This window comes from Nocardia sp. CWNU-33 (assembly GCF_046764895.1).
Taxonomy (GTDB): domain Bacteria; phylum Actinomycetota; class Actinomycetes; order Mycobacteriales; family Mycobacteriaceae; genus Nocardia.
The window spans coordinates 26902-39691 of record NZ_JBKOQN010000027.1; the positions used below are offsets into that span (position 1 = coordinate 26902).

9 protein-coding genes and 1 pseudogene are annotated in these 12790 nt (G+C 64.1%); 1 reads left to right on the forward strand and 9 read right to left on the reverse strand.

Annotated features, from left to right (window positions below):
- Window positions 1-15 precede the first annotated feature (15 nt).
- The 9 genes and pseudogenes from ACLMAL_RS28840 to ACLMAL_RS28880 all read right to left on the reverse strand — a co-directional run bounded on the left by ACLMAL_RS28840 (window position 16) and on the right by ACLMAL_RS28880 (window position 11197).
- A complete protein-coding gene (locus tag ACLMAL_RS28840; protein WP_412001971.1) occupies window positions 16-861 on the reverse strand; it encodes a HAMP domain-containing protein in 846 nt (281 codons plus the stop codon).
- A gap of 776 nt (window positions 862-1637) precedes the next feature.
- Window positions 1638-1952 (reverse strand): annotated as a pseudogene (locus ACLMAL_RS28845) (IS701 family transposase); the annotation flags it as partial.
- Window positions 1953-2078: 126 nt separating this feature from the next.
- A complete protein-coding gene (locus ACLMAL_RS28850; protein ID WP_412001972.1) occupies window positions 2079-2798 on the reverse strand; it encodes a maleylpyruvate isomerase family mycothiol-dependent enzyme in 720 nt (239 codons plus the stop codon).
- A 13-nt stretch (window positions 2799-2811) separates the two neighbouring features.
- Window positions 2812-3639, reverse strand: coding sequence for a fumarylacetoacetate hydrolase family protein (locus ACLMAL_RS28855; protein WP_412001973.1), 828 nt, complete (start codon window positions 3637-3639; stop codon window positions 2812-2814).
- A 6-nt stretch (window positions 3640-3645) separates the two neighbouring features.
- Entirely contained in the window at window positions 3646-4722 is a 1077-nt protein-coding gene (locus ACLMAL_RS28860; protein WP_412001974.1) for a cupin domain-containing protein, read from the reverse strand.
- Between the two features lie 60 nt (window positions 4723-4782).
- On the reverse strand, window positions 4783-6471 hold the full coding sequence (locus ACLMAL_RS28865) for a (2,3-dihydroxybenzoyl)adenylate synthase (protein ID WP_412001975.1): 1689 nt from the start codon (window positions 6469-6471) through the stop codon (window positions 4783-4785).
- Entirely contained in the window at window positions 6468-8585 is a 2118-nt protein-coding gene (locus tag ACLMAL_RS28870; protein WP_412001976.1) for an acetate--CoA ligase family protein, read from the reverse strand. Before ACLMAL_RS28870 ends, ACLMAL_RS28865 begins: the two co-directional genes overlap by 4 nt.
- Window positions 8582-10288, reverse strand: coding sequence for an FAD-dependent monooxygenase (locus ACLMAL_RS28875; RefSeq protein ID WP_412001977.1), 1707 nt, complete (start codon window positions 10286-10288; stop codon window positions 8582-8584). The genes ACLMAL_RS28870 and ACLMAL_RS28875 overlap by 4 nt, the downstream gene beginning before the upstream one ends.
- An 87-nt stretch (window positions 10289-10375) precedes the next feature.
- Window positions 10376-11197, reverse strand: coding sequence for a PaaX family transcriptional regulator C-terminal domain-containing protein (locus tag ACLMAL_RS28880; protein ID WP_412001978.1), 822 nt, complete (start codon window positions 11195-11197; stop codon window positions 10376-10378).
- Window positions 11198-11400: 203 nt separating this feature from the next.
- On the opposite strand from ACLMAL_RS28880, the gene ACLMAL_RS28885 reads away from it, so the two are divergent.
- Entirely contained in the window at window positions 11401-12747 is a 1347-nt protein-coding gene (locus ACLMAL_RS28885) for an MFS transporter (RefSeq protein ID WP_412001979.1), read from the forward strand.
- The last annotated feature ends 43 nt before the right edge of the window (window positions 12748-12790 follow it).

The following is a 12790-nucleotide window of genomic DNA, read 5'->3' on the forward strand; positions in this document are numbered from 1 at the left end:
GGTGATCTTCTGGCTCTAATCGCCGCGTGCCACCGCGGTGGCGACCTGAGCGATCGAACGCACCTGGCTGGTCAGGTTGGAGGCCATGACGTTGACATTGTCGGTCAAATCCTTCCACGTGCCTGATGCACCGCGCACGGTCGCCTGGCCGCCGAGGTTGCCTTCGGTACCGACCTCTCGGGCGACGCGGGTGACCTCATCGGCAAAGGAAGAGAGCTGGTCGACCATCGTATTGATGGTCTCCTTGAGCTCCAGGATCTCCCCGCGCGCGTCCACTCGAATCTTCTGGCTCAGATCGCCACCGGCGACTGCGGTGGCGACCTGAGCGATCGAACGCGCCTGCGCAGTGAGGTTGCCGGCCATGAAGTTCACCGAGTCGGTCAAGTCACGCCAGGTACCCGAGACACCCTTGACGTCCGCCTGACCTCCCAGGATGCCTTCCGTTCCCACCTCGCGGGACACGCGGGTGACCTCATCGGCAAAAGAGGAGAGCTGGTCGACCATCGTATTGATGGTCTCCTTGAGCTCCAGGATCTCCCCGCGCGCGTCCACATCGATCTTCTGCGACAGATCCCCTCGTGCCACAGCGGTGGCGACTTGAGCGATATCGCGCACCTGGCTGGTCAGGTTGCCCGCCATCGCGTTCACCGAGTCGGTGAGGTCCTTCCAAGTACCGGACACACTGGGCACCTCGGCCTGTCCGCCCAGCCGCCCGTCCGTGCCAACCTCGCGCGCTACACGAGTAACTTCGGAGGTGAACAGGGAGAGCTGGTCAACCATACCGTTGAACACGGCGGCGATCTCGCCGAGCAGACCGTCGGCGTCGGTAGGCAACCGGGTACCGAAATCACCGTCGTGCACGGCCGTCAAACCAGCCAGCAGCCGGCTCAGCTCGACCTGGTCCGGAGCTGCGGCGGCCTGCTTCGAAGTGGTGGGTACCGGGTCTGCCATATCCGTCATTCCATCCTCGCTCTGGTTGACCGATCCGCGCCGACGTGAATCCGGTCCAAGTGCAACACTTGCGTCGCGACGCCCCTGACGACATCGGTGACGAGCGATGAGTTGCTGGATTCGACACCCTGCAGAAGGAGACTCTACGTCTATGAACGTTCGTGCATGAATCCATTGGCGCACAGGTGATCAGGCCGCGAACGGCCGGTGCCGAATCCTGTCGCACCCGATCACAGCGAACATCGCCGCCAGGCGAGATGCCCAGAATTTCCGCGCCGTCAGCGCCTACACGAACACCACCGACTACGGATCCGCCGACACCTTGTTCGCCAGCAGCTATTTGCCACTGCCAGTCCAGTGGCAGTGCCCGGTGAGCAGCAGGTCGGCGGTCGTCCGCCACAGGTTCGTCGTGTTGGATTTGGTTGAGCTGTTCGAGCAGGACTGCGAGGAGTCCGGCGCTGTCGCGGACGAGCCGGGCGTCTCTATGGACCAGAGAGCCCATGAGCGTGCCCGGTTGCGAGAGCCGCCAGTTCGTCAGCGCCTCACGAGTGCGTGCCTCCTGCAATAGCCAGCTGTCCGGGTTGAACGGGGCTCTGCGGGCTGCACGAAAATCAAGTTCCTCGAGTCGAATCCGGCGACCAACCAGATGCGAGCGGTCCAGGGTAGGCGCGACGTCACCCGCCATTGCGAACCTGGTAATGGTCGAGTCCGGCTTCGCCGTCGGCCTGCTGGAACGCTTCCTCCACATGCCAGCGAGAACCCGCTGTCCAGGCCAGATCGACCAGCCGCGCCAGGGCCGGACTATAGCAGATGTATAGGCGATCTCGGCCGGGTCGCTGATGCTGCGCCGGGCCAGCAGCCAGTGCCCGCGCCCGGTAGCCCACCTGCCGTCGATCTGGCGGCGTGCCCAGTCGTATTCGCGGGGTCCGTGCGCGCCGGGCGCCGACCGAGAGTCGCTGCCAGGTTCGGTCGACGAATTCGGCGACCAACTCATCGGCCCGGCGCTGTGCGGTCGGCGCGGGTAGTTATCCGGGCGTCGCAACGGATGCCATCACGTAGAACACGGTCGTGGAAGTGACAGGCGGACGTCACATCTGACTGTCACCGGTGGATCCGCCGACCGCCTGTCACAGCCAGGTCGGCGGACCGTCGATATCACCTTCCACTTGCACGCCAACCGAGCCGCGTCCGGCGGCCCATCGGACCACCGCCGGTAGCGGGCCGGAGACGATTCCGCCCGGTGACGACTCCTGCTGCACGACAATGGAAGACCGGCCGTCGACTGACAGAATGAGACCCGCGCCGAGGGCTTTCTTCTTCCACATGCCGACGATGTCGATGAGCAGCGAGTCGAGAACATCGTCGGGAAAGTCCGTGAAGCGGCCGCCGTTGTCCAGGTCGACCGCGTGGATCCACACCTCACGAGTACGCATCCACGCGGTTTCCGACGCCTCGACGAGGCGCCCCTGCGCCGTGCGCACTTCGGCCGACCATGCCGATTCCGGCAGCTCACACCACTTCTCGTTCAGCCGAGCAACGGTGTGGTCGAAGAGGTTTCGCAATGCCGCCGCGTTGAGAGTTGCGCCCTCGCCGATCTCACGATTCCGTTGATCGGCGCAGGTGTACATCGGCGTCTCGATGCCGGTCGCCGCCCAGTCCAGCACCCGGCACAATGCTGCGGCGTTGTATCCGACGTGGGCCAGCAGGTGCCGGTGAGTCCAGCCCGGCAGCAGGCAGTCACCGTCGAGGTCGTCGTCGACCAACTCGGCGAGACGTTGTGCGAAGTACGCAGTGCCACGGCGGGCGATCAACAACCGCTCGGGCAACGTCAGATCGTGAAAGCTCACGGACGCCTCGCTTCTACTTGACGATCGTCTTGTTCTTCACCGATCCGAGACCTTCGATGCGCACCTCGACGGTCTGTCCATCCTGGATGTAGACGGCCGGTTTGCGGGCGTGTCCGACGCCACCGGTGGTGCCGGTGATGACCACGTCTCCGGGCTGCAGAGTGACGATATGCGAGATGTATTCGACCAGTTTCGGCGGTGTGAACACGAGATCGTCAGTAGTGGTGCTCTGCACGACCTGCCCGTCGAGTCTCGTCTCGAGCGCGCCACCGAAGGAGTACGAGTCGGTTGTGGTGAGGAACGGGCCGAAGCCGCTGGTCTTCTCGAACGTCTTGCCCTGATCCCATTGCAAGGTGCGGTACTGGTAGTCGCGCATCGTGTAGTCGTTGATCACCGAGTACCCGGCAATATAGGCGGAGGCGTCGATCTCGGACACCTGGTAGGCCCGCTTGCCGATGACGAAAGCCAGCTCGCCTTCCCAATCCAATTGCGACGCAGCATAAGCCGGGACGATCACGTCGTCGTAGGGACCTATTAGCGCTTCTTTGAACTTGGCGAACAGCGTGGGGTATTCAGGCAGATCACGACCCATTTCCTTGATGTGTGTGGCGTAGTTGAGCCCGACGCAGACGATCTTTCCGGGATGCGGAACCACCGGCGCGTAGTCGGCGCCGGAGAGGTCGAGGGTGGCACCCGCGGCGTTCTCCGCCAACGTCTTCCAATTCTCATCGTCCATCAGAGCGGACAGGTCGGCGAACCCGTCGATGACGGTGGCACTGGCATCGTCGTCGACCCGCACGGCGGCAGTGGCACCTTGGAGACGCAGGGTGGCAAGTTTCATGATTGGTCAGGCTCCTTCGGAAATGTGGGTGCGGGCGAGGTGCAGGCGCTCGACGATGGGCGCGTCGGAGAACGCGAAGAGATCGAACTCGCTGTCGGCGCGGATGGACCATTCCGTCCACGACGGAACGACGATCATGTCGCCCTTACTCACTGCGCGGCTCTCCCCGGCGAGAACGAATCGGCCCGATCCCTTGAACACCTGGTAAACGGTCGACCCAACCTGGCGACGCGGACGAGTGTGCGCGCCCTCGCGCAGGCGATGAAATTCCGCCCGGATCGTCGGCATCACATCGCCACCGGTTGTGGGGTTGGTGTAGCGGACCGCTGCATGTCCGGGCTCGGTGGTGGCCGCATAGCCCTCGTCTTCGAGCGCCAGTTGCTCCCGTAGAGCCGCATCGGTGTGCTCCCACCGGTATGCGGCGATCGGCGAGCTCGTTTTCGCGCCCAACCCCACCAGCGGTCGTAATCCGGGATGCGCCCACAACCGCTCGGAACGCGACACGTCCGGCATCGAGTCGTCGGTGACGCCTTCGGATCCGAATTCGAAAAACCCGGTATCCGTGTAGTGCACGAATGGGATATCGAGTCCGTCGATCCACGCCATCGGTTGATCGGTCTCATTGTGATGGCCGTGGAAATGCCAACCGGGAGTAAGCAGGAAATCGCCGCGGCGCATCGCGACCGGATCGCCGTTCACAACCGTCCATACTCCCGCACCCTCGACGACGAACCGGAAAGCGTTCTGCGCGTGCCGATGTTCCGGCGCGATCTCCTTGGGTCCCAGGTATTGGATCGCTGCCCACAACGTCGGCGTCACGTACGGCGCCCCACCCAGACCGGGATTGGCCAGGGCGATCGCACGCCGCTCTCCCCCACGGCCCACCGGCACGAGATCACCCGCGCGTTCGGCCAGCGGATACAACGTCGACCACTTCCAAACGAACGGCACAGCCTTGGACGTGGGCGTCATCGGCATGAGGTCGCCCGGCTGGGTCCACAGCGGGTTCAAGTGCGCGCCCTCGAAATCCCGGTAGAGCTGTTCGAGAGGAGCATCGTCGAGGCGGGGCTCGGTGTCAGTCATCGGTTCGTCACTTTCGTCGGATGCGTCAGCGGCATCGATGTGGTCGTCGGCGCGGCTTCGCTACGGCGCCAACGTCTCACGTTCGTTCATCAGCCGGTCGCGGATGTCGTCGCGAAGGGTCTTCTTGTCGACTTTTCCCACCTTCGTTGTGGGGATCTCGTCGATGATGACCAGCCGCTCAGGGAGTTTGAACCGGGCGACGCCGGCAGCATTCATTACGGCGAGGATGTCGTCGAGGGTGACCTCGTGCCCGGCTGCCTGCGAGATGTATAGGCACAGTCGCTCGCCGAGAACCGAATCGGGCATGGCCACGGCGGCCGCCATGTCGACACCGTCGATCTGGTAGGCGAAGTTCTCGATCTCTTCAGCTGAGATCTTCTCGCCCCCTCGGTTGATCATGTCTTTGTCGCGCCCGGCTACGACGAGGTTCCCATCCGGACGCCGGATGACGATGTCCCCGCTGGAATACCACCCTTCGGCTGTGAACGCGCGGGCATTGTGCTCGGCCGCGCGGAAGTACCCACGCGGGGTGTAGGGACCGCGGGTGAGCAGGGCGCCGGGGGTGCCGTCGGGAACCGGATCACCCTTTTCGTCGACGACAGCGATCTCGTCGGCCTCGCTCACCGGGCGGCCCTGCGTGGTGATGATGATTTCGGGGTCGTCGTCGAGCCGAGTCATGTTGACCAACCCTTCGGCCATCCCGAACACCTGCTGCAGGCGTGTGCCGAGGATCGGCTCAACGCGTGCCGCGAGTTCGTCGGGCATCCGGGAGCCGCCGACTTGCAGGACGCGCAGAGTCGTTCCGGTGTAGGTGTGATGTTCGCGCTGGTGTTCGATCCATGCCTGGGCGACGGCCGGAACGGTCGCGGCGACGGTGACGCCTTCGGCGTCAATGGCACGCAGCGCTCGTTCAGGCGCCGGCGAGGGCAGCATCACCGTCCGCCCGCCCGCGAAGAGCGCGCCCAGGATACCGGGGCATGCGAGCGAGAAGTTGTGACTGCTGGGCAGGGTGCCCAGATAAACTGTGCCGGAATCGAATCGAGAGACCGCATTACAGCGGAGGATGTTGTAGACGTAGTCGTTGTGGGTGCGGACAATCAGCTTCGGGAGTCCGGTGGTGCCGCCGGAAAGCAGCAAGCACGCTACGTCGCTGCCGTTCGGCTCGTAGTCGGCTTCTACGAAGCGTGGTGTTGTGTCCATTCCCGCACGAAGTGTCAGTTCGGGTGCGTAGCGGGTATCGCGGGGCGACAGCGCGCCGTGGACCAGTACGGTTCCTACGCTGGGCACCTCTGCGGCGACCTGCTGGGCGACTTCGCGCAGATCGGTGTCGCGGTCGGTGTCGGCGACGACGATGGCGGTGGCGTCCGACAGCGACGCAAGGTGGGTCAGTTCGTGCCGCCGGTGCGCGGGCAGGGCCATCACGGGAACAACGCCGATGCGCAAGCAAGCGAGCGTCAGCGCGACGAACTCCCAACAGTTCGGCAGTTGCAACACAATTCGGTCGCCGGGTGCGATGGACAGGTCCAGTAAGTACTGTGCGCAGGAAGCGGACTTGTCCCACAGTTGCCGGTAGCTCAGACGGGTCGGCCCGTCGACGAGCGCGATATCGTCGGGCCGGCGCTCGACCTGCCGTGCGACATGTGAGCCGAGTGAGGTTTCCTCCCAGTAGCCGGCTTTGCGGTAGCGCTGCTCGAATTCCTCGGGCCACGGCACGACGCCTTCGATCGTCACACGGGCGCGGCTGTTCATTGCGACTCTCCTTCGAGTGCGATCTGCCGGTTCGGTGCCGCCACGATGACGGCGTCAAGCGCGATCAGTCCGGTTGGCGTCAGTCGCAGCGGGTTGATCTCGATGTCGCCGATGTCGGCGTGGCTGGTGAGGTAGTCGGCCAAAGCAATGGCGACTCGCGCGAATTCGTCGCGGTTCAACACCGGGCCGCCACGCCAACCGTCCAGCAGCGGAGCGCACTGGAGATCGTCGAGCATGGCCGCTGCGCCGGCTGCAGTGAGATCGCCGCTGCGAATGGTCACGTCCCCGATCGCCTCGGCCGCTGTGCCGCCGAGCCCGGCGACGACGATCGGTCCGAACACCTCGTCGTGGCGTACGCCGAGAAACAGGTCGACGCCGGGCTCGGCCATGGTCTCGACGAGGTAGGCCGGGGAATCGATGGCGTCCAGTGCATCGAGCGCGCTGTCGAGTTCCTGCGGAGTCCGGATACCGAGGTGCACGCCGCCGATGTCGGTCTTGTGCAGGACACCGGCGTCGAGGATCTTCACCGCCACGGGCAACGATAGCTCGGTCAGCGCTTGGTGAGCAGTGTCGCGGTCGGGGCATGCCCGCCGGCGCGGAGTCGTGATCGCTAGAGCGTCGAGCAGATCCTTCGACGTTGCTTCGTCGGCGGGCAAGTTGATCACAGGCAGCGGCGGATGCGTAGCGGTCCGGGTACCCGCATCGACAGCGCGTAGGAATCGGCTGCGGGCGTCGTGAACGAGGGCGCGGATCCCCGTCGCGAGGGCAGTCGGGCTGGACACAACCGGCACACCGATACCGGCCGCCGCCGCCGCGGTTTTCGACACGGCTTCGGCCGGGCCACCGACGCCAAGTACGACAGGCATATCGGCGTGCACGCCGGCTTTGCTCACGGCATCGGCAAGGTCGATGGCATCGGGCTCGGCGAGTGCGTACACCGCGAGCGCGCTGACCTCCGGGTCGGAAGCGGTCGCCGAGAGCACAGTGCTGAATGTTGCGCCGGGCCGTCCGGTGTCGACGGGATTCGCCTGGAATGTCATCGGCGGCAACAATGTCGACAACCTCACCTGCACAGACTCGGACAGTGTCGGCACGCGAACATTGCGGGCAAGCAGCTCGTCAAGGATCATCAATCCTGGGCCGGCCTGGGCTGTGACCACTCCGACACCCGGCGACGCCGCAGCAGGCAGCCGCGTCCGGCTCAGGACCGCGAGCGCATCGACCAACTGCTGTTCGGAATCGACGACGACCGCACCTGCCTCCGTCAGCAGAGCGCGAGTGGTCCGCCATGACGTCGCGAGAGCACCGGTATGCGACTCGGAGAAAGCCGAAACGTCGCTGCGTCCGACGACAATCGCCACGATCGGTTTGACTGCGCTCACGGCACGGACTGCCGACAGCAGCGAGCGACCGTTACCTACGGACTCGACATGCAGCGCGACGGCTGTGATCGATGGATCACGGCGCACGTGTTCGAGTACGTCGACGGCCGTGACGTCGACACAGTTTCCCAGCCCGACCCCGAGGCCGAGGCCGACTCCGTGCTCGGAAAGCAGAAAGGACAGAGCGTGATTCATGCCACCGCTCGCCGCGACCACGGCGACACTGCCCGGAATGATGTGTTCGACCGTCGGCACGAAGCTCACTGTCGTACTCGCGGGGCGGAAGAAGCCCGACGTGTTGGGCCCGAGTAGCCGGATGCCGGAGCTGGAGGCGATGTCGGCAAGCTGGTTCTGCAATGCGGCGCCGACGGCGCCTGCTTCGGCGAACCCACCCGAGCAGATCACTGCTGCGCCGACTTCGCATTCCGCTGCCTCGCGGACAGCGTCGGGGGTCGCGACAGCGGGAATGCAGAGCACCGCCAAGTCGATCGGCGCGCCGTTCGCTTCGGTCGCGGCGCGCAGCGACACGTGGAAACCGTCGCCTTCGCCCTTCGGGTTGATGCCGAAGATCGTCAGCGAGCCGTCGCTGCCACGGTTGACGGCATCCAGCATCACCGACCCCAGTTTCCCCGGTGCCGTGGACGCACCGACGACGGCAATCGACCGTGGGCGGAAAAGGCGATCCAATCGGGTGTCGGGCGTGGTGGCAGCCTGCATGTGCGCGAAGGTCATTTCGCCACCTCACCGTGAGTGCGGACCCGAGAGCGGGTTTCCGAGTCGGGCTCGAAAGCGACGGCGTCGGCGCGGCCGGAAAGGATCAATGTCGTGGCACAATCGCGTTCATCGACGGCCCGGCGAGCGCGGACCGAGGTGGGCTGGTCGACGACGACGGCTGGAAGCCGGTGATTCAGGCGCACATGTTCGGCGCACAACACCCGGGACAGCGCAGTCCCCGCCCGCACGACGACGGCATCAGGTCGGTGCGCACATACATTGTCCAGCGAGGTACGAGTTGCGACATCCAGCGAGGTGCGGTCGACATCTGGTGCGGTGAAAAGCGGTAGTGCAGCAGCACCGTGTACGTGCGTCGCGGCGGATACCACAGTGGTGCCGTCACTGAGTCCGATGCTCTCATCGGAGTATTCGGTCACCGTCAACAAACGGGAATCGAGAATGCGGTCTCCGAGCGTAAGAGCCGTGTCCAAAGGCGCGGCACCATGCTCATGGTGCCAGGCCTTTTCGGTCTCGAGAACGAAGCCCGGATCCCGCACACGCATCTTCTCGGCGGAGATGGCGCGACTGAAGAAGTGGAACCCGAACTGCCAGGGTTCGAAGGCGCGGTGGTACTCACCGAAGTGGTCCCACCACGACAGGCTCGGCATGGACGAATCCTGAATCTTCGCGACCTGTGGGAGCCGTATCTCCTGAAAACCAGCCAGCGCTTTATCGAGATCGTCAGGATGCTCGTGCAGCGTTCGAGCCAGCACCGCGGCATCTTCCATCGCCATCTTGGTACCGGATCCAACCGAGAAGTGCGCCGTATGGACGGCGTCTCCGAGGAATACGACGGGCGTTCCGTGCGGCGCGTGGGTGTACCAGCGGTCGGTGCGGCGGGTGCGGAAATTCGCCCAGCGGGAGTTGTTGGCCACCAATTGGTGTCCGTCTATCTGATCGGCGAACAGTTCCTCGAGGTACCGCTGAGTCACCAGATCCGACTCACCCTGAGGAGCGCAGACGTTGAAGCCGTCCAGTCCCGCACGACGCCATGTGTCTTCGTCGGTCTCCACGATGAATGTGCTCAGTCCCGACCCGATCGGGTATGCGTGTGCTGCGAAGTTGCCGTGTTCGGACTGCTTGTGCAGGAAGGTCAGACCAGCGAACTGGAATGTCGTACCGAACCAGATGAACTTGACCGCGGCCTCATCGACGGAATGTCCGAGTTCTTCGGTAAATCGTTGCCGCGTCGAGGAGTTCGTTCCATCCGAGGCAACTATCAAGTCGTAGCCCTGCTGGGTGTCGAGCAGGTCGACATCGACGGTGGCCGCGAAATGCAGCCGCGCGCCCAGTTCGGTTGCACGCCCGCGTAGCGCATCCAGCAGTACGCGCCGGTGCACGGCAGACATTCCATTGCCCCCGGCGGCCATCGTCGTGCCCTTGCTGCGGACTTCGATCGTGTCCCAACGCCGTCCGTGAGCGGCGAGCGTGTCCCGCAGGATCGGATCGACCCGATCGACGTTGTCGAGTGTCGCGTCGGAGAACACGACTCCGAATCCGAACACGTCGGATTCGTTGTTGCGCTCGAAGACATCGATATCACTGCCAGGAACGGTTTGGGCCAGTGCGATCGCGGTGAACAAGCCGGCCGGTCCGCCGCCGATGCAGGCGACGCGCAGTGGTGCCGCGGCGGCGGGTGGGTTTCGGTCTGGGATTGACATGGCCGCCCTTCGTGTGACTGGGCCCGGATCTCGGGCGGAGGCTCAACCAATTATGTGACAACCTTTCTCGAATCGTCAACACATTTGTCACATATTGCCGTTAGCAACATCGGGCCCGCTACCGACGATGTCCGCGACGAAAGCTTCCGCCGCCGGGAGAAGGATGTCGTGACATTCGCTGAACACATCGTGAGCGACACGACCACGCCACCCCGGAGGAAGCAGCATCTCGGGCAGATCGGGATCGCGGAAGGGATACCGCCGATAGCTTTGAATCAACCTCATGCGCTCGATCAGCGCCTGCTTGCCGCCGAGACCGCGGCGGTACCTGACCAAAAGCGGCTGGAACTCTCCGATGAAGTTCTGATAGTCGGTGTCGAGCCCGCTCAGATCCCAGCACCGCTCGGCCACAAGGCGATCGCTGGGCAGCCCACCGGTCTGGCTGCGCAAGAACTGGATGCGCAATTCGTCGTCGCCGGAAAGCATTTCACGTAACTGCTTCTCGCGATCGTGCGGCGAGAACCACGCCGTTCCACCGTAATGCCCGAATCCACACCAGGTCAGCGCCGTCTCGATGCGTTTGCGTCGCTCGCGATCGAGATTCGACTCGTCGACGAGCGCCTGAGCCCACGTTCGATCCCAATCGTCGAAGTGGCGCTCGAAGATCCGCGCGCGCCCGTCATCGAGCAGGCGCCAACTCTTCTCATTGAGCAGATAGGACACCTCACGCCCGTTCTTCGCCGAGTCGAACCACCCGTCTTTGCGTAGCCGTGTCATCACGACCCTGACGGTGGCCGGCTCGATGTCGAACGCGCCCATCAAGGTCGTGAGGGCACCGAGCTTGGCCGACCCCCCCGTGTAGCGGAAGTACTCGCCGTACAGATCGAACACGAGTGCCCGTGGTCGCATCCCTGTCATCCCTTCACCCATGATCGATACCCGACCATAAAAATGTGTCACATATGTTGACATTCTATCGAATCATGTCACATAGTGACTGTGCTCACATAACTTCCGACGCCTGCGCCGACCCGCGCACCACGGACGCACCCCACTGGTCGCGACCGGACTCAGCGAATGCCTCCAGGCCACCACACATCACGGAGGAACAGGTGACCATCCGAACCCCCATCACGTCCACCGACAGCGGCGGCCGACGATCGAGTGCATCGATCGTGGCACTCTGCTTCGTGACTATCGTCTACGACGGCTACGACCTGGTCGTTTACGGCGCCACAGTGCCCTCACTTCTCACCTACGAACCATGGCAACTGACTGCCGGCCAGGTCGGCACGATCGGCAGCTACGCACTCGTCGGCATGCTGCTGGGCGCCTTGATGTCGGGGTGGCTGTCGCCGAGGATCGGCGCACGGGCCATAGTGCTGGGTTCGCTGATCTCATTCTCGGTGATGATGGGACTGAGCGCGATCGCGCCGAACCCAGAAGTATTCGGACTGTTGCGATTCTTGGGCGGCCTCGGCCTCGGCGGCCTCGTGCCGACTGTCATCGCGCTGACAGTCGAGTACTCGCCGCGGTCGCGCCGACAGTTCAACAACGCGCTGATGTACAGCGGATACTCGGTCGGCGGCGTCGTCGCCGCACTCGCCGCACTCGCGCTACTACCCGAGATCAGCTTCCGCATCATGTACGCACTCGGGCTGTTGCCACTGGTCACCATCGTTCCATTGGCCTGGAGGCTTCTACCCGAATCACTCGCATACCTCGTCGGCCGAAACCAAAACGCACAAGCGCGCCAACTCGCCGACAAGTACGGCGTCGAACTCCCCGTCCCGGCTCCGTCGACGACCACATCGACCGGCAGCATTGCCCGGGTACTGACCGGACGGCGACGAATCTCGATGCTGCTGTTCGTCATCGCATCGTTCTGCGGCCTGCTGCTCGTCTACGGCGTCAACACCTGGCTGCCAAACATTATGCGACAGGCCGGTTACTCCCTCGGTAGCTCACTGAGCTTCCTGCTCGTGCTGAACCTCGGAGCGATCGTCGGCGCACTCCTCGCCGCAAAGGCTGCCGATCGCCTCGGTAGCAAACCCGTGACCGTCACCGCGTTCCTGCTCGCCGTCCTTGCCATCCTGTCCCTCGGAACCGGGCTGCCGCTCTACGCGGCCATGGTCATGGTTGCCGTCGCAGGACTCGGCACTGTAGGCACTCAGATCCTCGTCAACGGTTATGTCGCAACCTATTTCAGCGACAACGAGCGAACATCCGCCCTCGCATTGTCGCTCGGGCTCGGCCGTGTCGGCGCCATCCTCGGCCCCGTCCTCGGCGGCTGGATCGCATCGTCCGCGCTCGGCGTCGAATGGAACTTCTTCGTCTTCGCCGCCTTCGCGGCTCTCGGCTGCCTCGCGATCGGCCTCGTCAGCCGTTCCGGTGCGGCCGTACGACTTCACTCTGAGCAATCACTCGTGCAGCAACCTCGAGCAAACTCACCCGCATAACGAGCAACAAGTGCCGAAGACCTTCGTACTCGTCCACGGAGCA